The sequence below is a fragment of the Streptomyces sp. F63 genome (genome assembly GCF_018070345.1).
In the GTDB taxonomy this organism is placed as follows: domain Bacteria; phylum Actinomycetota; class Actinomycetes; order Streptomycetales; family Streptomycetaceae; genus Streptomyces.
Map to the genome: position 1 here is coordinate 196,846 of NZ_JAGPXX010000008.1, position 19,465 is coordinate 216,310.

Annotated in this window: 15 protein-coding genes; 5 read left to right on the plus strand and 10 right to left on the minus strand. The window is 73.6% G+C overall.

The window, feature by feature from the left end; genetic code table 11:
- Positions 1 to 255: 255 nt before the first annotated feature.
- Positions 256 to 2,517: an N-6 DNA methylase gene (locus tag KBZ10_RS11985; protein ID WP_210987546.1), complete on the plus strand. Its 2,262-nt coding sequence runs from the start codon at positions 256 to 258 to the stop codon at positions 2,515 to 2,517.
- A gap of 209 nt (positions 2,518 to 2,726) precedes the next feature.
- Here the strand turns inward: KBZ10_RS11985 and KBZ10_RS11990 are convergent, their stop codons facing one another.
- The 5 genes from KBZ10_RS11990 to KBZ10_RS12010 form a co-directional block, all read right to left on the minus strand.
- On the minus strand, positions 2,727 to 3,701 hold the full coding sequence (locus KBZ10_RS11990; protein WP_210987547.1) for a carbohydrate ABC transporter permease: 975 nt from the start codon (positions 3,699 to 3,701) through the stop codon (positions 2,727 to 2,729).
- Positions 3,698 to 5,092 (minus strand): carbohydrate ABC transporter permease, encoded by a 1,395-nt coding sequence (locus KBZ10_RS11995; protein ID WP_210987548.1) that lies wholly within the window; start codon positions 5,090 to 5,092, stop codon positions 3,698 to 3,700. The genes KBZ10_RS11990 and KBZ10_RS11995 overlap by 4 nt, the downstream gene beginning before the upstream one ends.
- A 15-nt stretch (positions 5,093 to 5,107) precedes the next feature.
- Positions 5,108 to 6,475, minus strand: a complete 1,368-nt coding sequence (locus tag KBZ10_RS12000) for an ABC transporter substrate-binding protein (protein WP_210987549.1) — start codon at positions 6,473 to 6,475, stop codon at positions 5,108 to 5,110.
- Positions 6,472 to 8,124 (minus strand): glycoside hydrolase family 13 protein, encoded by a 1,653-nt coding sequence (locus KBZ10_RS12005; protein ID WP_247702214.1) that lies wholly within the window; start codon positions 8,122 to 8,124, stop codon positions 6,472 to 6,474. Before KBZ10_RS12005 ends, KBZ10_RS12000 begins: the two co-directional genes overlap by 4 nt.
- A 245-nt stretch (positions 8,125 to 8,369) precedes the next feature.
- Positions 8,370 to 9,647 carry an ABC transporter substrate-binding protein gene (locus KBZ10_RS12010; protein ID WP_210987551.1) on the minus strand — a complete coding sequence of 426 codons (1,278 nt, stop codon included), beginning with the start codon at positions 9,645 to 9,647 and terminating at the stop codon, positions 8,370 to 8,372.
- A gap of 173 nt (positions 9,648 to 9,820) precedes the next feature.
- Here KBZ10_RS12010 and KBZ10_RS12015 point away from each other — a divergent pair, with 173 nt between their 5' ends.
- Genes KBZ10_RS12015 through KBZ10_RS12025 form a run of 3 tightly spaced genes read left to right on the plus strand, consistent with a single transcriptional unit; the run spans position 9,821 to position 13,534 of the window.
- Positions 9,821 to 10,327 (plus strand): PadR family transcriptional regulator, encoded by a 507-nt coding sequence (locus KBZ10_RS12015; RefSeq protein ID WP_210987552.1) that lies wholly within the window; start codon positions 9,821 to 9,823, stop codon positions 10,325 to 10,327.
- Positions 10,324 to 11,220, plus strand: a complete 897-nt coding sequence (locus KBZ10_RS12020; RefSeq protein WP_210987553.1) for an ABC transporter ATP-binding protein — start codon at positions 10,324 to 10,326, stop codon at positions 11,218 to 11,220. The genes KBZ10_RS12015 and KBZ10_RS12020 overlap by 4 nt, the downstream gene beginning before the upstream one ends.
- A gap of 4 nt (positions 11,221 to 11,224) precedes the next feature.
- Positions 11,225 to 13,534, plus strand: coding sequence for an ABC transporter permease (locus tag KBZ10_RS12025; protein ID WP_210987554.1), 2,310 nt, complete (start codon positions 11,225 to 11,227; stop codon positions 13,532 to 13,534).
- A gap of 17 nt (positions 13,535 to 13,551) precedes the next feature.
- On the opposite strand, the gene KBZ10_RS12030 is transcribed toward KBZ10_RS12025, so the two are convergent.
- Genes KBZ10_RS12030 through KBZ10_RS12050 form a run of 5 tightly spaced genes read right to left on the minus strand, consistent with a single transcriptional unit; the run spans position 13,552 to position 18,197 of the window.
- The gene (locus KBZ10_RS12030) at positions 13,552 to 14,586 is read right to left on the minus strand and encodes a branched-chain amino acid ABC transporter permease (protein WP_210987555.1); all 1,035 of its coding nucleotides are present in this window, start codon (positions 14,584 to 14,586) and stop codon (positions 13,552 to 13,554) included.
- Positions 14,583 to 15,443, minus strand: coding sequence for a branched-chain amino acid ABC transporter permease (locus KBZ10_RS12035; protein WP_210987556.1), 861 nt, complete (start codon positions 15,441 to 15,443; stop codon positions 14,583 to 14,585). The genes KBZ10_RS12030 and KBZ10_RS12035 overlap by 4 nt, the downstream gene beginning before the upstream one ends.
- Positions 15,440 to 16,231: an ABC transporter ATP-binding protein gene (locus tag KBZ10_RS12040; protein ID WP_210987557.1), complete on the minus strand. Its 792-nt coding sequence runs from the start codon at positions 16,229 to 16,231 to the stop codon at positions 15,440 to 15,442. Before KBZ10_RS12040 ends, KBZ10_RS12035 begins: the two co-directional genes overlap by 4 nt.
- Positions 16,228 to 17,010 (minus strand): ABC transporter ATP-binding protein, encoded by a 783-nt coding sequence (locus KBZ10_RS12045; protein WP_210987558.1) that lies wholly within the window; start codon positions 17,008 to 17,010, stop codon positions 16,228 to 16,230. Before KBZ10_RS12045 ends, KBZ10_RS12040 begins: the two co-directional genes overlap by 4 nt.
- On the minus strand, positions 17,007 to 18,197 hold the full coding sequence (locus KBZ10_RS12050) for an ABC transporter substrate-binding protein (protein ID WP_210987559.1): 1,191 nt from the start codon (positions 18,195 to 18,197) through the stop codon (positions 17,007 to 17,009). The genes KBZ10_RS12045 and KBZ10_RS12050 overlap by 4 nt, the downstream gene beginning before the upstream one ends.
- Before the next feature lie 193 nt (positions 18,198 to 18,390).
- Here KBZ10_RS12050 and KBZ10_RS12055 point away from each other — a divergent pair, with 193 nt between their 5' ends.
- Positions 18,391 to 19,251 carry a PaaX family transcriptional regulator C-terminal domain-containing protein gene (locus tag KBZ10_RS12055; RefSeq protein WP_282107815.1) on the plus strand — a complete coding sequence of 287 codons (861 nt, stop codon included), beginning with the start codon at positions 18,391 to 18,393 and terminating at the stop codon, positions 19,249 to 19,251.
- The last annotated feature ends 214 nt before the right edge of the window (positions 19,252 to 19,465 follow it).

A 19,465-nucleotide genomic window follows, 5' to 3' on the forward strand; every position in this document is an offset into this window, starting at 1 on the left:
TCCGTACCATTCCACGGCGGCGGATCGCTGCCCGCGCGCGGTCCTCCCGGTCCCGGTCACGGCCGGTCCGCCGGCCGGTCCGTTACCGGCAGAGACCATTGGCCAAGGATAAAGCGGGCAAACGTGAACTGAGTCAAGGATCCCGCTAGCACAGCGTTATGCTTTCGGTATACGGTGAGCGGCAGGTGGCAGCCCGCCATGCCCCACTCCGGCCCCGCGCCCGGGGCCGCCGATCCCCACCCCGCCGGAGAGGCCATGCCCGACACCCCGGAACCCCACGTCTCGGTGACCTTGGCGGAGATCGCAAGAATCGCGGGCGTCGGCCGCGCCGCGGTGAGCAACTGGCGCCGCCGGCACAGCAGTTTCCCCCGCCCGGTGGGCGGCACGGACACCAGCCCCCAGTTCTCGCTCTCCCAGGTCGAGGAGTGGCTGCGTGCCCAGGGCAAGCTCGGCGGGGACGGGGGCGCCCGCGAGCGGCTCTGGCCGCGCTTCGAGGCCCTGGGCGACCGGGAGCTGATGGGCCTGGCGATCGCCGCCGTCGGCGCCCGGGCAGGCGGCGCGGGCGGGCCCGCCGGACCCGCCGCCTCCGGGCCCGTGCACCTGCCCGTCGACGTCGAACTGTCCGGCGCGCAGGAGCAGGCCGTGGAACAGGCCGTGCGACTGGCGGAACAGGACGGCGTGGCGGAGACGTTCGGGTTCCTGCTCGGCCGCTGGCTCGGCACCCACGTACGGCAGATCACCACCACCCCCGAGCCGCTGGCCGCGCTGATGGCGGAGCTCGCCGAGCTGGTCGGCGGCGGACCGGGGGGCGAGCGCAGCGGCGGCGGGCCGTGGACCGTGCTGGACCCCGCGTGCGGCGTCGGCGGACTGCTGACCGCCGCCGTCCACCGGTGGGGGGCGAGCGGTGAACTCCGGCTGTCCGGGCAGGACCACGACCCCGTCCTCGTCGATCTGGCCGCCGCCCGGCTGGCCCTCACCCCCGTACCGGAGCCGGAGGCGGGCCGGGCGGGCGGAGCCCGGCGCGGCAGGAAGGGGGCCGCCGCCCCGGGGCGCCCGCGCACCACCGAGCTGCGGCTCGCGGACTCGCTGCGCGAGGACGGCCCCGCGTTCCGCGGGGAGGCGGACGTCGTGCTGTGCAACCCGCCGTTCAACGAACGCGACTGGGGGCACGCCGAGCTCGCCACCGACCCCCGCTGGGTCTACGGCCATCCGCCCCGGACGGAGCCCGAACTCGCCTGGGTGCAGCACGCGCTGGCCTGCCTGCGGCCGGGCGGCACGGCCGTGCTGTTGCTGCCGCCGGCCGTCGCCTCCCGTCGTGCGGGCCGCCGCATCCGCGCGGCGCTGCTGCGCGCCGGGGCGCTGCGGGCCGTGGTCGCCCTGCCGCCCGGCGCGGCGCCGCCGCACGGCGTGGCGCTGCATCTGTGGGTGCTCCGCTCCCCGGCGGCCCCCGCGGCGGCCGGGACCGATCTGCTCTTCGTCGACGCCGCGCAGAACCAGCCCGGCCGGACGGCCGGTGCTCCGGCGCCCGCGGGCTCCGGCACCGCCGGCACGACCCCGGGGCCCGCGGGCAAGGCAACCCTCGACTGGGCGGTGCTGAGCGCCACCGTGCTCACCGCCGTACGCGCCCACTGCGCCCCGGACGCGGAGCGCGGCGCCGCCGCCGGTCCGGCCGGCCTGCCCGGCACCAAGGCCGTCCCGGTCATCGAACTCCTCGACGAGCAGGTCGATCTGACCCCGGCCCGGCAGGTGCCGGTCGCCGCCCCGGTCGCGGGTCCGGGACTCGGCGAGAGCTGGTCGCGCTTCGACGGCGTGCTGGACGAGCTGCGCGCCGCGGCGGCCGGGCTCTCGCCGCTCTCCCTCTCCCGGGAGGCGGGCGAGAACCCGGCAAGCCAGGGGCCGGCCACGGTCGGCGAGCTGGCCCGCGCCGGGGCGCTGACCGTCCACGCCGGGCAGTCACCGGCGGACGGGGTGGTCCGGGACGCCGCGTCCGCGGCCGTCGACGGCGCCGTTCCGTACCTGACCGTGCAGAACCTCCTGCTCGGCGGCGCGCCGGCCGGCCGGGTCTCCCACGCGGACGCGGCCAAGGGGCGCGAGACGGGCAGCCTCACGGTGACGGAGCCGACCGATGTCGTCGTCATCGGATCGTCACGGGTCTTCAACGCCTGGGTGGACACCGGCGGGCCCACGGTCCTCGGCCCGCAGATCCACGCCCTGCGGGCCGACCCCTCCGTCCTCGACCCGTGGTTCCTCGCGGGCTGCCTGCGCGCCCCGGCCAACGCCCGGCAGGCGGGCACCCACGCCTCCGCCACCTCGCGCATCGACGTGCGCCGCCTTCAGATCCCGCGCCTCCCGCTGGCGGAACAGCGCCGCTACGGCGAGGTCTTCCGCCGCCTCGCCTCCTTCGAGGACCTGCTGCGCGAGGCCCGCGGCCTGGGCACGGAGCTGGCCCGGGGCCTGAGCGACGGCCTCGCCGCGGGCCGCCTGGCGACGGAGAACCGGGGCAGCGGGAACAACTGAGCTCTCTCCGTCGGCACGCCGTCACCACGCCCGCACGGACGCCCGCGGTCCGGCTGCCGCCGCGGGGCCGGCTGCCGCGGGCCGGCGCCGCCCCGGCGATGAACCCCCGAGTGCTCATCGGCGGGACGGCGCCGTGTCTCCCGGCGCCCGGCGCCGGGCGCCCGTACGGGGCCCGGCCGGGGGAGGGCGGCGGGCCCGTACGGGGGCCGTCACTTGACCGAACCGGCCATGACCCCCTGGACGAAGTGCCGCTGGAAGGCGAAGAAGATGGCCACCGGGACGATCAGGGAGAGGAACGCGCCGGGCGCCAGCACCCCGATGTTGCTGCCGAACTGCCGCATCTGCGACTGCAGGGCCACCGTCAGCGGCTGCGACCCGCTGTCGGCGAAGATCAGCGCCACCAGCATGTCGTTCCACACCCACAGGAACTGGAAGATGCCCAGGGAGGCGATCGCCGGCCGTCCCAGGGGCAGCACGAGCCGGGTGAAGATCCGCCATTCGCCGCCGCCGTCCATCCGGGCGGCCTCCAGCATCTCGCGGGGGATCTCCGCGAAGTAGTTGCGCAGCAGGAAGACCGCGAACGGGAGTCCGTAGGCGACGTGGAAGAGGATGACGCCGGGGATGGTGCCGAAGAGCCCGAGCGCTCCGAACATCTTGGCCACCGGCAGCAGGCCCACCTGGACGGGGACGACCAGCATGGCCACGACCACCAGGAAGATCCAGTCCCGGCCGGGGAACTCCAGCCAGGCGAAGGCGTATCCGGCGAGCGCGGCCACCACGATCACCGTGGCGGTCGCGGGGACGGAGATCAGCACCGTGTTCCAGAAGGCGTCGACGATGCCCGAGTCCCGCAGCAGGGCCGTGTAGCCGTCGAGGGAGAGCCGGCCGGGATCGGCGAAGGCGGTCCACCAGCCGCTGGAGGTGTTGTCCTCCTCGGGGCGGAGGGAGGCGACGAGCAGCCCCGCGACGGGGGTGAGCCACACCAGCCCGATGACGGCCAGGAGGAGCTGCACCAGTCCGCCGCGGGTCCGCCCGGCCAGCCGGGAGGCGAGGCCGGGCCGCGGCGGGCCGGCCGTTCCGGCCGCCGGGCCGGCGGCGCGGGGGGTGCCGGATCCCGGGCCGGGCGGGGAGCCCGGCGGGGGGACGGTCCCGGGGCCGGGGGTGACGGTTCCCTGGGCGGTCATGGCTGGCTCCTGCGGAAGCGTCGGATGTTGAAGATCATGGCCGGGGTGACGGTGAGCAGCAGCAGGACGCCCAGTGCGCTGCCGAGGCCCTGGTCGTTGCCGCCGCCGAAGGACACCAGCCACATCTGCATGGCGAGCACGCTCGCCTCCTGCTGGACGGGGCCCGGCGCGATCACGTAGACGAGGTCGAAGACCTTCATCACGTTGATCACCAGCGTGACGAAGACCACCGCCAGGACGGGGGCGAGCAGGGGCACGGTGATCCGGCGGAAGATCTGCCACTCCCCCGCGCCGTCCATCCGGGCGGCCTCCAGGACGTCCCGGGGCATCGCGGAGAGCCCGGCGGCGATCAGCACCATCGCGAATCCGGTCCAGATCCACAGGTAGGCGCCGATGATGGCCGGGGTGATGAGCGCGGGCCCGAGCCAGGCGACGCCGCCGTACGGTTCGGCGAAGTTCTTCGCGGGCAGCCGGAGCCGGTAGTCGCCGGCGGCGAGTCCGGTGAAGCGGTAGGAGCCGTCGGCGGCCGTGGTGGCCGTTCCCGCCACCGTGCCGTCCCGGACCGCCTCGACGGTCATCCCCGGGAGGCCGCGTTCGGCCGGGTCCACCCGGCCGGGCTCGCCGCCCCCGCCGGGGGTGAAGTCGATCCACACGACGCCGCGGAGTTCGTCCCCGGCCGCCGGGGCCGCGGCGGCCTTTCCGGCCGGCCCGGCGTCCTTCGGCAGGTCCTTGGGCGGGACGCCGACGAGGGGCAGGTTCAGCACGCTGCCGGGTGACACCGTCTCCGCAGAGCGGTACGAGCCGCCGGGCCGCTTCGTGAGGACCTCGCCGTCCCGGGCCCGGGCGGTGGGGTATCCGGTGCTCTCGTCGAACATGTCGTGCACGCCGACCGCGACGGCGTTGAGCACGCCGCGCTGCGGGTCCTGTTCGTAGACGACGCGGAAGATGATGCCCGCGGCGAGGAAGGAGATCGCCATGGGCATGAACATCAGCAGTTTGAAGGCGGTGGCCCAGCGGATCTTCTCGGTCAGCACGGCGAGGACGAGGCCGAGGCCGGTCAGCAGCGCCGGGGCGACGACCACCCAGACCGTGCTGTTGCGGATGGCCGTGAGGGTGGCCGGGTCGCGGAACATCTCCGCGTAGTTGTCCGCGCCGACGAAGCGGGTGCCGGAGGCGTCGAAGAGGCTGCGGCCGACGGTGAAGAGGATCGGGTAGGCGACGAGCGCGCCGAGCAGGAGCAGGGCCGGCAGCAGGAAGAGCAGGGCGGTGAGCCGCCTGCGCCGGGTGGCGCGCCGGCGCCCGGCGGGCACGGCGCCGTCCGCCTTCCGGAGCGGCGCCGTGCCTTCGGTGGTGCCGGGCGCCGCGGCGCCCGGCGGGGAGGTGACCGACATGGGGGGTCTCAGTCCTCAGTCCTGGTAGGCCTTGGCCGCGGCGGCTTCGAGCTTCGCCGCCGTCGCCTTCGGGTCGGAGGGGTCGCGCAGGAAGTCCTGGAGCAGCTTCCACTCGCCGACGCCGGCGGTGCCGCCGAAGGCGGCCGGTGCCTGGTCGGACATGTCGAAGCGCACCGTGTCACCGGCTTCGACGAGGGAGGCGGCGATCTCGCGGGTCGTCTCGTCGCGGTACGCCTCGGGCTTCAGGGACTCATTGGGGGAGATGAAGCCGCCCTCCGCCGCCCAGATGCCGGCGGCCTCGGGGGTGGCGAGGAACTCCACGAGCTGCTGGGCGGCCTCCTGGTTCTTGCCGGCCTTGAGCACGGCGGCCGCGTCACCGCCGCCGACGACCGGCGGCTTGCCGCCGCCGACGGCCGGGAAGGGGAAGAACTTCGCGTCCTCGCCGACCTTCTTCTTGTGGTCGCCGGCGACGATGCCGCCGACGAAGTCGCCCTCGTAGACCATGCCCGCCTCGGGCTCGTTGCCGAAGACCTGCTCGACGGACTCGGGGAAGTCGGTGCGCAGGGCGCCCGCGCTGCCGCCGGCGACGAGGTTCTTGTCCTGGAACAGTTCGCCGAGCGTGGTCAGGGCCTTGACGACGCTGGGGTGGGTCCAGGGGATCTCGTGGGCGGCGAGCTTGTCGTAGTTCCCGGGTCCGGCCTGGGAGAGGTAGACGTTCTCGAACCAGTCGGTGAGCGTCCAGCCGTCCTGGCCGGCCACGGAGAAGGCGGGCATGCCGGATTCGGAGAGGGTCTTGCCCGTCTCCAGCAGCTGGTCGTAGCTCTCGGGCGGTTCGACACCGGCCTGGGCGAAGGCGTCGGGGCTGTACCAGACCGTGGACTTGTTGGACGCCTTGAAGTACAGGCCGTAGTAGGTGCCGTTGACGGTGCCGTAGTCCCGCCACACCGGGGCGAAGTGGATGCCGGCCTTCTGGTAGGTCCTGGCGGACAGCTTCCGCAGCCAGCCCTTGTCGGCGAACTGCTGGAGCACGCCGGGCTGGGGGACCATCACCACGTCGGGGGCGTTGCCGCCCTCGATCTTCGTGCCGATGAAGGTGGAGAGGCTGTCGCCGGTGGGGACGAAGCGGGTCTCGGCGCCGGTCTTCTCGGAGAAGGCGTCCAGCACCTTCTGGAAGTTCTTCTGCTCGGTGCCGGTCCACACGCCGGCGACCGTGACCGTCTGTCCCTTGAGCTTCTGGGAGCCGGAGCCGGAGCCGGAGTCCGCGGAGGTGCCGCCGCCGCAGGCGGTGGCGGTGAGGGCGAGGCAGAGCGCCGCCGTGCCGGCCGCCGCCGTGCGCCGGCGTCTCGTGGTGTGGCGCGTGGTGAGGCGCGTGGTGTGGTTCACGGGGTGGTTCCCTTCGTGGAGAGGTCGCTGATCCACCAGGCGGTGGTCGAGCCGGGGAGGATGCCGGCGGGGCAGTCCCCGCTGGCGAGCAGCGGGGTCCCGGGGACGGGAGCCGGTACGGGGTCGAGGCCGAAGTTGACCGCGCACACCAGGCCGTCGCCGCGGACGAACGCGAGGACCTGCGGCGGGGTCTCCAGCCAGTGCAGGCCGCCCCGGCGCAGTTGGGGCAGGGTGCGGCGGAGCTGGAGTCCGTCGCGGTAGAGGTGCCAGAAGGAGCGGGTGTCGGCGAGGGCCCGGTCGGTGGCGTGTTCCGCGAACCATGCGGGCTGCGGCAGCCAGGGGCTGGCCGCGCCCTCGCCCGCGGTGAAGCCGAACGGGGAGGCGTGGCCGGACCAGGGCAGCGGTACCCGGCAGCCGTCGCGGACACGGAGGCGGCTGCCGGTGCGGCGGAAGATGGGGTCGGTGAGGACGTCGTCGGGCAGGTCGACGACCTCGGGGAGGCCGAGTTCCTCGCCCTGGTAGACGTAGGCGGCGCCGGGCAGGGCGAGCATCAGCAGGGCGGCGGCGCGGGCGCGGGCCGGGCCGACGGTGGTGTTCTCGCCGGCGTAGCGGGTGACGGTGCGCACCTGGTCGTGGTTGTTGAGGACCCAGGTGACGGTGGAGCCGGTGCCGGCGATGTCGGTGAGGGCCTCGCCGATGGTCTTCCGGAAGGCGTCGACGTCCCAGTCGGCGCTGAGCAGGTCGAAGAAGAACGCCTGGTGCAGTTCGTCGGGGCGTACGTAGCGGGCGTGTTCGCGGGCCGTGGGCACGGACACCTCGCCGACGAGGAGCCGGTCGAGTCCGTCCCGGGCGGTGTATTCCTCGCAGACCGCGCGCCAGTCGCGCCACACCTGGTGGACCTCGGGCTGGTTCCAGGCGAGGGGGTTGACGGAGTCGCGGGCGCGTTCGTCGGCCTCCGGGTCCGGGGAGTCGGGGAGTTCGGGGTGTTTGAAGAGGCCGGCGGCGACGTCGATGCGGAAGCCGTCGACGCCGCGGTCGAGCCAGAAGCGGAGGATCTCCTCGAAGGAGCGGCCGACCTGCGGGTTGCGCCAGTTGAGGTCGGGCTGCTCGGGGGTGAAGAGGTGGAGGTACCACTGGCCGGGGCGGCCGTCGGGTTCGGTGACGCGGGACCAGGCGGGGCCGCCGAACATGGCGCGCCAGTTGTTGGGCGGCAGTTCGCCGTGCTCGCCGCGCCCGTCGGCGAAGTGGAAGCGGGCGCGGTCGGGGCCGCCGGGGGCGTCCGCGAGGGCGGCGCGGAACCAGGGGTGCTCGCTGGAGCAGTGGTTGGGGACGATGTCGATGACGATCTTGAGGCCGAGCCGGTGGGCGTCGCCGACGAGGCGGTCGAACTCGGCAAGGTCCCCGAAGGTCTCGTCGACGCCGCAGTAGTCCGCCACGTCGTAGCCGTGGTCGTGGTGCGGCGAGGGGTAGAACGGGCTGAGCCAGATGCCGTCCACGCCGAGCTTCTTGAGGTACGGCAGCCCGGCGCGGACGCCGGCGAGGTCCCCGATGCCGTCCCCGGTGCTGTCGAGGAAGCTGCGGACGTAGATCTGGTAGATCACGGCATCCCGCCACCAGTGCGCGGTGGTGGTCGGCGTCGTGGTGAGCATGGCTGTACCCGTTCGCTTGGTCGCTCGGTGGTGCTGCGGCCGCGCTGTTCCGGCGCCGCTGCTATGCATGCATGTTATGTAGGCATGACGAACAGGTGTCAACGAGTGTGCAGCACAAAGCGCCAAGCGATGGGGGTTTTGTTGGCCCACGCGGCAGATGTCCGCACAGGCTTTTACCTAACAGGTAAGTAGGAGCGTGGAGCGTCCTCCCGGAGAGCGACCCGGGAACGGCGCGGTGCGGGCCGTCAGCCCTTGCGGACGATCGCCCGGAGCTCCCGCTCCAGACGCGCCACCCCGGACTCGGGCGTCTCCCGCTGCGCCATCACGTCGTGCACCACGGCCTGGATCGCCAGGTTCACCTGCTCGTAGCGCGGGCTCTTCGGCCGCGGCTTCGCGGCCAGCACGCTCTCGCGGAGCGTCGGCAGATACGGGAACCGCCGCACCAGCGCCGGGTCCTCGTACAGCTCCGCCCACACCGGCGGCAGCGCGCCCTCGGTGAGCACCCGCCGCTGGACCGTCTCACTGGTCAGATAGGCCAGCAGGTCCGCGGCCGACTCCTGGTGGCGGGAGCGGGCGTTGACGGCGAGGTTCGAGCCGCCGAGGATCCCCGCGGCGGGCCCGTCCGGCCCGGGCAGCGGCACCACGCCGAACCGGCCCGCCACCTTCGACGACTTCCCGCCGGCCAGCGCGTGGACGTACGGCCAGTTGCGGAGGAAGAGCAGCCGGCCCTCCTGGAACGACCGCCGGGACTCCTCCTCCTTGTAGGTGAGGGCCTCCCCGGGGATCCATCCCTCCCGCACCCCGTCCGCCAGGAACTTCAGGGCCTTCCGGGCCTCGGGGGAGCCGACCGTGACGCGGGTCCCCTCGCCCGCGAGGATCGAGCCGCCGGCGGACTGCACGGCCTCGGCGGCGTTCACCGTGAGCCCCTCGTACGGCAGGAACTGCCCGGCATAGCCGTCCAAGCCGTACGCGGGGGCGACCGTGCGGGCCAGCCGCTCCAGTTCGTCCCAGGTGCGCGGCGGCTTCTCACCGGCCTTCTCCAGGACGTCCTTGCGGTAGTAGAGCAGGCCGGCGTTGGTCACGTACGGCAGCGCGTGCAGCCGCCCGCCGAAAGTGGCGGTGTCGACCACGGGGGGCAGGAAGCGCTTGACGGGGAAGCGGTCGGCGTTCAGCGGGGCGATCCAGCCGGCCGCGGCGAACTCGGAGGTCCAGGCGACGTCGATGTTGAGGACGTCGTAGCGGTCGCTGCCGGAGCGCAGGCTCGTCGACATCTGGGCCCGCACCTCGTCGGCCGCCTCGGGGAGTTCGACGAGGGTGACCTTCTCGCGCGGGTGCGCGCGGTTCCAGTCCGCCAGAACGCCCCGCAGATAACCGGTGAGATCGCCGCCCGTCACCAGCGTCAGCGGGCCGCGGCCGCCGGAGCCGGCGGCCTGCTCCCCGGCCCCGGCCTGCGGGCCCGCGTAACCGGCGAAGATCACCGCGGCGGCGAGGAGCCCCCTACCCGCGGCCCGCGTCCACCGCATAGGTTCCTCCTTGGCACTCGGCGCCGGCGGCCCGCCCGGCGTCCAACGCCCCTGTATACCCGTTGGGCATACGGGATACTAGGGGTCGCGACAATGTGCTGGGGCGATCGGGCTCACAGCCGGAGCCGGCCCCCTAACGAGCAGGTAACGGCCGGGGAAGGAGGCGGGGGTCCGTGCGTCTGCCCCTCCTGGCACTCCTGGCGAAGGGGCCCGCTCACGGATACGAGCTCAAGCAGGCTCTTGAGAAGCTTCTGGGCGCCGCGTACCCTCAGCCGAACATCGGGCAGATCTACGTCACCCTCGGCAGGCTGGAGAAGGCGGGACTGATCGAGGGCGAGGACGTCGCCCAGACGGCACGGCCGAACAAGCGCATCTACCGGCTCACGCCCGCGGGGCGGGAGGCGGTGGCCGCCTGGTTCGAGGAGCCGACCGCCGAGCCCCGGGTGCGGGACGAGTTCTTCATGAAGCTCGCCCTGGCCCCCGACTCGGGGGTGGCCGACCAGATCGCCCTGATCAACAAGCAGCGGCGCCACTACCTCAACGCCATGCGCGATCTGTCGAAGCTGGCCGCGGCCGAGGACCGGGACAACCGCGTGGCCCAGCTGCTCATCGAGGGCGCGATGCTGCATCTGCAGGCGGATCTCGACTGGTTGGAGCGTTGTCAGGAGGAGCTGGAATGAGCCGCGAGACCCACGGCACGGCTGCCGCCGGGCCCGGCGGGACGGACCCCGCCGACCGGCCGGGCGCGCACGCCGCCGCGGAGCCGCCCCGCACCGGCGAGACCCCCGGGGGCGGTACGGCGCCCGGGGGCGGTACGGCGCCCGGGGGCGGCAGCGGCGGTCCCATCCTGCGCGCGGAGGGCCTGGTCAAGACCCACCGCTCCGACGGCGCTCCGGTCCGGGCCGTCCGCGGCGTCGACCTGAGCGTGGCGCGGGGCGAGTTCCTGGCGGTCACCGGCCCCTCCGGCGCGGGGAAGTCCACACTGCTCCACCTCCTGGGCGGCCTCGACCGGCCGGACGAGGGGCGCATCTGGCTCGACGGCCGCCGGGTGGACGGCTGCAGCGAGGCCCGCTGGGCGGTGCTCCGCCGCCGCGGCATCGGCATCGTCTTCCAGTTCTTCAACCTCGTCTCCCATCTGACGGTGGCCGACAACGTCGAGCTGCCGGCGCTGCTCGCGGGCCGCTCCCCCCGCCGGGCCCGGGAGAGCCGCGCCGAGCTCCTCGCCGACCTCGGTCTGGAGGGCAAGGAGAACAGCACGCCCGGCGAGCTGTCCGGCGGCGAGCAGCAGCGCGTGGCCCTCGCCCGGGCCCTGGTCAACCACCCGGACGTGCTCCTCGCCGACGAACCCGCCGGCAGCCTCGACAGCAAGGGCACCCGCGAGGTGCTGCGGCTGCTCTCCCGTTTCCATGCGCGCGGCCAGACGATCGTGCTCGTCACCCACGACGCCCGGATGGCGAGCGCCGCGGACCGGGTCATCAGCCTCTTCGACGGGCGGATCGCGGACGACGCGGTGCTCGGCGGCGGCGCCGCGCGCACCGGCGGGGTGTCCGGCGTGCTCGAACTGAAGGGCTGAACGGATGCGGGCCACGGTGCGCTGGATACGCGCCGATCTGCGGACGCACCGCGGGGAAGCGCTGTTCCTGGTGCTGGCGACGGCCGGGATCATCGCCTCGCTGCTGCTCGCGGGGGCCTTCCTCACCTACGCCGCCAGTCCCTGGCAGCGGGTCTTCACCCAGTCGTCCGGCGCGCACGTGTGGATCCACACCAGGGTGACGGCAGACGCGGGGACGCTGGCCGGGCTCGACGGTGTACGGGCCGCGTCGGGGCCGTTCCCCACGGCGGGCGTCACCGCCGAGCTGGGGGGCGACCGGGCCGCGGTCCGGCTGCGTGCCGCGGGGGTCCGGCCGCCTGCGGTCGGCCGTCCCCTGCTCGCCTCCGGGCGGTGGCTCGGCCCCGGCAGCCCGGACGGTGTCGTCCTGGAGAGCTCGGTGGCCCGCGCCCTGTGGGCCGAGCCGGGGGACGCGCTGCGGGTCCGCGGCCCGGACGGGACCGTCCGCCGGCTGCGGGTGGTGGGCGTCGCCGACAGCGCGGAGCCGCAGTACGCCCCGGGCGAGAACCCCGGCACCGGCTGGGTGCTCCCGGAGGTGCTGGAGCGTCTCGCGCCGGAGGAGGACGGCCGCGGCCTCGCGGTGGGCCTGCGGCTGGACGACCCGGAGGACACCGACTTCGCCGTCCAGCAGGCCGTCACCGCGCTCGGCGCCGACCAGATCGCCGAGGTGTCCACCTGGAAGCAGGCACGGGCCGAGGCCGTCGGCGGCGACCGGCTCCTCGGGCTGCTGCTGGGCGCGTTCGGGATCGGGGCGCTGCTGTCCGCGGCCCTGGCGGTCGCGGGCGCCGTCGGCACCCGGGTCCACGGCCATCTGCGGGACATCTCCGTCGCCAAGGCCATCGGTTTCACCCCGGCCCAGCTCGTCCGGATGTTCCTGGCCGAGCACCTCGCCCTGGCGGTGGCCGGGGTGGCCGCCGGGGCCCTTCTCACGGAGCTGCTCGGCCCGCGTCTGCCGGGCCGGGCCGGGGAGGCCATGCGGCTGTGGCGGGAACTCCCCGAGCACACCTGGGTCACCCTGGTGACGGCGGCGGGCGCGGTGCTGCTGATCGCCGCCACGACGGCGTCCGCGGCCTGGCGGGCCGGGCGGGTCCCGCCCGTACCGGTGGCGCGCGCGGCGGTCCCGGCGAGCCGCCGGATGTCGGGCACGGCCCGGCGCGCCCTCGGCCTGCGGCTGCCGCCGGCTCTGGTGCTGGGCTGGCGCGGCGCGTTCCAGCGGCCGGGGCGGTCGGCGGCCGCCGTCGGCCGGCTGGCCGTTCCCCTGCTGCTGATCACCGTGGCGCTGAGCGCGTGGAGCACCCTCGACCGGTTCGGGAGCCGTCCGGACGAGGTCGGCCTGGCGGCTTCCCTCGTCGTGCGGGGGGACGGGATGGACGACGGGGAGCTGCAGCGCCGGCTGGCCGCCGAGGACGGGGTGGCCTCGGTGGTTCCCGGGGCGGAGGCCGAGGCGCTCGTACCGGGCCAGACCGGCACGATCACCTTGCGCGGGCTGGGCACGGCCGCCCAGCCGTACCCGTTCTCCGTCGCGGAGGGCCGGGCGCCGCGGGGGCCGGACGAGGCCGTGGCCGGGCAGGGGCTGCTCGACCTGCTGCACGTGGAGGTCGGCGACTGGATCCGCATGACCGTCGGCGGCCGTCCGCAGGTGCTCCACCTGGTCGGCCGCAGCATCGAGCCGGAGGACGGCGGGCGGATCGTCTCCGCCTCCCTCGACACCCTGCGGGAGGGCGGTGTCGCGGACGGCCCGGGCTTCTACCGGCTGGTACCGGCGGACGGCGCGGATCCGGCGGCGCTCGGCGCCCGGCTGTCCCGGGAGGCGGACGGCGGGCTCGACGTGCGGGAGACGGCCAATCCGGCGGACCGGCTGTCGTCCGTGCGCGGCGTGATCGTGGGGCTGGTCGCCGTACTGGCGCTCATCGCCCTCGCCGAGCTGTCGACGACCATCGCCGCGGGTGTGCGGGACCGCCGCCGCGACCTGCTGGCGCTCAAGGCCATCGGGCTGACGCCTCGTCAGATCGTGGCGGTGATCGTGGCGGGCACCGGCTTCACCGCCCTGGCCGCCACCGCCGCCGGCACCCTCCTCGGGACCCTGGCCGCCGGCTGGCTGATCGACCTCCAGGGCGCCGCCTCGGGTATCGGCGCGGGCATCGCCCGGCCGCCGTCACCCGCCGCGCTGGCGCTGACGGGCCTCGCCGTGGTGGCCGGTGCGATCGCCGTCTCGGTCCCGCCCGCCGCCCGCGCCGTACGCCGCCGCCTGGCGGACTCGCTGAGCGACACGCTCTGAGACGCCGGGGGGCCTTCTCAGGACTGCCGCCTGCGCCGCCATGCGTCCTGGAGGGTGGGCACGAGCCCGCGGGGCGCGTACAGCACGGCGGCGATCAGCAGGATCGCGTAGACCGCGTAGGACAGCACCGTGGGCGCGGAATCGGGCATGCCCGGGGAGGTGCCGAGCGCGTTGAGGAGCTGGACGAGGAGGGTGATCACCACGGCCCCGGCAACGGCGCCCCATACGGTGCCCAGCCCGCCGACGACCACCATCACCACGTACGTGATGGAGAGCAGCACCGGAAAGGATCCCGGGGCGACATAGCCGAGGTAGAAGGCGTAGATGCCGCCGGCCAGGCCGGCGAAGGCGGCGGCCTGGGCGAAGACGGTCAGCTTGTACCGGCCGACGGGGACACCGCTCGCGCTCGCCGCGGTCTCGCTGGTGGCCAGCGCGCGCAGACCGCGCCCGCTGCGGGAGTTGACGATGTTCCGGGCCAGCACCACGGTCACGGCGAGCGCCGCCCACGCCACATAGGCGTAGTGGATGTCCTCGGTCAGCGTGAATCCGAACAGCGACATGTCGGGGATGCCCTGCAGGCCGATGGCTCCGCCCGCCCACTCAGCCTCGCCCACCAGGGACACCGTGATCAGCTGGAGGGCGAGCGTGGCGAACGCCAGATGGTGGCCGCGCAGGCGGAGCAGGGGCACACCGACGATCACGGCGAACAGGCCCGCCGCACACGGAGCCGCGGCCAGCGCGAGCAGCGGCGGCACACCGTGGACGGACAGCAGACCCGCGGTGTAGGCACCCACGGCGTAGAAGGAGGCCTGGCCGAGGGAGACCTGCCCGGCGTACCCCATGAGAAGGGACAGTCCGACCACCACCGTGCCGGCGAGGCAGAGCAGGACGTAGACGGACATCTGGCTGTCGTCGAGTGCCGGCGGCAGGGCCAGGGAGACCAGGGCCGCCGGCGCCGCCGGGAGGTGTGCGAGCGGGGGTGCCGGCTTCCGGACGGCTGCCGTGGAGTCCACGGACTCCTCGGTCCGGGTTCGGATTCGATCCTGTATCACGCTGTCTCCTGTACGACGCTTCGGGTGCGGGCGCCCTGCGCGATCATCAGCGCGAGCATCAGGACGAGGGCGACTTCCAGCTGGTAGGCGGCGTTGCCGTAGCCGGCCACCAGGGCCTGGGCGACGCCGAGGAGCAGGCCGCCGGCGAGGCTGAGTCCGATCCGGGCCAGACCGCCGAGGACGGCCGCGGCGAACCCGTTGACGATGAGCACGACATCGGAGTCGAAACTGACCGACTGCATCGGGGTGAGGAGTACCCCGGCCAGACCGCCGAGCGCACCTCCGCACGCGAAGGCCACGAGGCCCATGCGCCGGGTATCGATGCCGACGACGCGCGCCGCGTACGGGTTGGCGGAGCAGGCGGTCAGTGCCTTGCCCAGGTCCGTACGGCTGAAGAAGAGGGCGACCGCGGCGAACACGACCGCGGTGACCCCGATGATCAGCAGGTAGTGGCTCTGTATCCGGGCCCCGAGGAGATGCACGGCACCGGGCACCCCCGCGGAGGACCTGGTCTGGTCACCCCAGATCATGATTTCCACGGCGTACATGAGGACGCCGGCACCGAGCGTGACGATCAGCGCGGACTGCGGGCTCGTGTCCCGGCGGCCGGTGGCGAGGAGTCCCACGAGCAGGCCCGCGACCGCGGCGACGACGACGGCCAGTGCCTCACTCGCGAAGTGCGGCAGTCCGGCGCCGAGCAGGGAGGAGACGGTGAGTCCCGCGATGACGGCGAAGGCCCCCTGCGCGAAGTTCACCACCCGGGTCACCCGGTGGATGACGACGATCCCGCTGCCGACCAGCGCGAATCCGCATCCGGCACCGAGGCCGGTGACGAGGTAGACGAGGAAGTCGTTCACGGCGTGCCTCCGGCGTCGGGGGTGTCGGTGGCCTCGGCGGTGTCCGGGGGGCCGGCGTGACCGCCCAGGTATGCCTGGGCCACGGCGGGGTTCGCGGCCAGTTCGGCGCTGGTCCCTTCCAGCGCGATGCGTCCCGCCTCCATCACGTAGCCGCGCGTGCACAGTTCGAGGGCGAGCCGGGCGTTCTGCTCGATGAGCAGCACGGCGATGCCCTGCTCCCGGTTGAGCTCGGTCAGATGGCCGGCGAGGCCGGCGACGACCAGCGGGGCGAGGCCGAGCGACAGTTCGTCGACCACGAGCACCTGCGGACGGCTCATCAGGGCCCGCCCGACCGCGACCATCTGCTGCTGGCCGCCGGACAGGCTCCCGGCGCTCTGGCGGCGCACCCGTACCAGTTCGGGCAGCAGTTCGTACACCCAGGAGGTGTCCCTCTTGTGGCGGTCGCGCAGCCGCCACGCGCCGAGCCGGAGGTTGTCGTCGACGCTGAGGCCGGCGAACATCTGGCGGCCTTCGGGCACCTGGGCGATCGGGGCGCGCACCACGACGCTTCCCTCCGCCGGGGCGAGCAGGCCGGTGAGGGTGTTGACCAGGGTCGACTTCCCCGCGCCGTTGGGCCCCACCAGCGCGACGGCCTCGCCCGGGGCGACCCGGAGGCTGACCCGGTCCAGAGCCGTCGCGGCCCCGTACCGGACGACCAGGTCGTCGACCTCGACGACGTCGCGGTCGTTCCGGCGGTCTCCGGCCGGTGCGGACCGAGTGGCCGCACCGCGCCCCGTCTGCTGGGTCATGCGGCTTCCTTCCCGAGGTAGGCGGCGACCACCCGCGGGTCGGTGCGTATCTCGCCGGTGGTCCCCTCGGCGATCACCTCGCCGAGATCGAGGACGGTGACCCGGTCGGCGAGGCGGGTGACGAAGGCGACGTCGTGCTCCACGAGGATCATCGTCAGACCTTCGGCGCGCAGGTGCTCGATCAGCACGGCGAGACGTTCGCGTTCCGCCGCGCGCAGCCCGGAAGCCGGTTCGTCCAGGAGGAGCAGCCGCGGATCACCGCACAGGGCGCGGGCGACCTGGAGGACACGCTGCTGTCCCAGCGGGAGGGTCTGCGCCGGGCGGTGGGCCCACGCCGTGAGCCCCACCCGTTCGATCGCCTCCTCGGCACGGGCCCGGATGGCGCGCTCCTCGGCGCGGTGGCGTGGCAGCCTGAGCGATCCCGCGAGGAATCCGGCACGGCCGGTGGAGTGGGCGCCCACCATCACGTTCTCCAGGACGGACATCCCGTGGAACACCCTGGCGCCCTGGAAGACGATGGACACCCCGAGGTGCGCGCGGCGGTGCGGGGAGAGCTGGTCGATGCGCCGCCCGCCCAGCGTGATCTGGCCACGCTGGGCGGGGAGCTGGCCGCTCACCAGGTTGAACAGAGTCGACTTCCCCGCGCCGTTGGGGCCGATCACCGCGCGGACCTCGCCGTGCGCGACCCGGAGATCGACGTCGCGCACGGCGTACACCCCGCCGAAGGAACGGGCGAGTCCGGTGGCGTGGAGAAGCGGACCGGGGCCGGGCTCCGTCACTTCTCGGCGCCCTTCGCGATCTCGTCCTCGGCCCACTCGGTGGGCACGAAGGCGCCGTCCTCGACGGTGTTGACGGAGATGTAGTCGGCGGTGAGGCCGGAGTGGTCCTTCGCGCTGTAGCGGTAAATGCCGTTGGGGGTGGTGAGGGTCATGCCCTCGAGGGCGTCGCGGATCTTCCCGTGGTCGGTGCTGCCGGCCTTCTCGATGGCCGCGACCAGCAGCTGCACCGCGCTGTATCCGTCCTGGGCGAACTGCGGTGGGTTCTCCCCGTACTTCTTCTTGAACGCCTCGGCGAAGTCGACGGCGGTCTTGGTCAGCTTGCTCTCGGGGAGCTTGTCGGCGACGACGCCGACCGAGCTGGCGACGGTGACGCCCTCGGCCGCCTTGCCGGCGGGGCCTGCCCACAGCTTGCTGGCCTGGGCGCCGGTGAGGGTGAGCGGGACGTCGAGGCCGGAGGCCGCGTACTGCTTGGTGATGATGACGCCGGGGGCGCCGGTGGCCCAGACGAGGAGGGCCTGCGCGTCCGTGCCCTTGACGTGGGTGAACATGGAGCTGAAGTCCGTGGCGGTGGTGTGGAAGGTCTCCGTGGCCACCACCTCGACGCCGTACTCGGCGGCGAGTTCCTTCGTTCCCTTGTAGCCGGCGACCGCGTAGGAGCTCTTGGTGTCGTAGGCGACTGCGATCTTCTTGACGCCCGTGGCCTTGTAGTACTGGAGCAGCCGCTCGGCGTAGGTGTGGGAGGTGGCCGGGGCCAGGAAGACGTACGGGTGGATCGGGTCCACCTGCTCGTCCGCCGGCGTCAGGGACAGATAGGGGACCTTCGCCCGGTCCACGACCGGGATGGTGGCGAGCGCGGAGTTGGAGAACGGCGAGCCGATGACGGCGGTCACGTCGTCCTTCATGTCGTTGAAGGCGAGCACCGACTGGTCGGGCTGGCTCTTGTCGTCCTTGACCTGCAGTTCGACCGTGCGACCGAGGATCCCGCCATCGGCGTTGATCTGCTCGACCGCCAGCTCGACCGACTTCTTGTTGTCGGTGCCGAGCGGCTGGTAGTTGCCGGTGAGGGAGGCGATGAGGCCGAGCTTGATCGGACCGTCGTCCTCGGAGGAGGCGGAGGAGGACCCGCAGGCCGTGGCGGTCAGGCTCACGGACAGAACCAGGGCGGCAATGGGCACGAGGGGACGCACGGAATCTCCTGGGGTTGGTCGCGGGGGCTGATCACGGGGGTTTGATGCGCTTCCGGGGCGCTTTGTGCGCACCTCTCGGCGCCGTGGGGGCGAAACTAGGCGCACGTTTGACCGCCGTCAACTAGATGCACAATATTGTTCCCGCCGGTCCGCCGAACGCGCCCCGGCTCGGGAACCCCTCGGAGGCATCACCTTGAACGGCACGCCATGGCCGCCCGGTACCGGGTACGGGCCGTCCCTTCGCCCGCAGTCGCTGATGTTCGGCTTCCTCGGGAGGTGCGTCCTCGGGCGGGACATCTGCGTCTTCTCGGGCAGCATCATCGACGTCTTCGCCCGCCAGGGCGTTTCCGAACAGGCAACCCGCTCGACCCTCACACGCATGGCCAACCGCCAGCTGCTCCGACGCCAGCGGAGGGGCCGCCGGATGTATTTCGGCCTCACCCCGCGTTCCCGGGAGATCCTCGAGGACGGGAAGGAACGCATCTGGAAGATGGGTGCGGTCAACAGGAGCTGGGACGGCACCTGGACGATCCTCGGCTTCTCGCTCCCCGAGTCCTGGCAGCGTCAGCGCCACGACCTGCGGTCGAAGCTGACCTGGGCAGGCTTCGGGCCGGTGCTCGGCGGGCTGTGGATCGCCCCCGGCGAGGTGGACGTCCAGGAGATCGTCACGGGGCTGGGGCTGGAGGCGCACATCAAGGTCTTCCGCGCACGGGCCGATCCCGGCATGAACATCGAAGGAATGATCAAAGACGCCTACAACCTGGAGGAACTGGCCGGCCGGTACCGCGCCTTCCACGATGCATGGGCACATCTGGCCAGCCCGCCCTCCCGGGGCGAGCCCGAAGACCATCTCGCGCTCCAGCTCCGGCTCGAGACCCAGTGGCTCGGGATCATCAGGACCGATCCGCGGCTGCCCGTGCGGCACCTGCCCGTGGACTGGCCCGCGGGCCCCGCCCAGCAGGTGTTCCGGCACGTCCACGCCAGGGTCTCGGGCCCGGCGCGGGAGATGGCGGACCGCATGCTCGACACCGTGCCCGACGAGACGACGGTCTGATGGAACCCACGCGGCGGTCTCCCGACGCGGCGGCCCCGAGCAGCCCCGGCGGCGCCCCTGCCGCCTCCCGCGTGTCCGCGACGCGCAGCCCGGCGGGCAGCCGAACGGCCGGTGGCGGTGCCGCCTCGGGCCCGGGAACACGTCACGCTCCGCGCTGCCCCGCATCTCGACACGGGCAACGGCGTCCTGCACACTGACCGGCGCGGTGAGGAGG

Coding starts and splice junctions, on each gene's coding strand:
- KBZ10_RS11995 (WP_210987548.1), bottom strand. CDS start 5,092: ATGTCGGTCACCTCCCCGCCGGGCGCCGCGGCGCCCGGCACCACCGAA.
- KBZ10_RS12040 (WP_210987557.1), bottom strand. CDS start 16,231: ATGACCCAGCAGACGGGGCGCGGTGCGGCCACTCGGTCCGCACCGGCC.
- KBZ10_RS12020 (WP_210987553.1), top strand. CDS start 10,324: ATGAGCCGCGAGACCCACGGCACGGCTGCCGCCGGGCCCGGCGGGACG.
- KBZ10_RS12005 (WP_247702214.1), bottom strand. CDS start 8,124: ATGCTCACCACGACGCCGACCACCACCGCGCACTGGTGGCGGGATGCC.
- KBZ10_RS11990 (WP_210987547.1), bottom strand. CDS start 3,701: ATGACCGCCCAGGGAACCGTCACCCCCGGCCCCGGGACCGTCCCCCCG.
- KBZ10_RS12010 (WP_210987551.1), bottom strand. CDS start 9,647: ATGCGGTGGACGCGGGCCGCGGGTAGGGGGCTCCTCGCCGCCGCGGTG.
- KBZ10_RS11985 (WP_210987546.1), top strand. CDS start 256: ATGCCCGACACCCCGGAACCCCACGTCTCGGTGACCTTGGCGGAGATC.
- KBZ10_RS12025 (WP_210987554.1), top strand. CDS start 11,225: ATGCGGGCCACGGTGCGCTGGATACGCGCCGATCTGCGGACGCACCGC.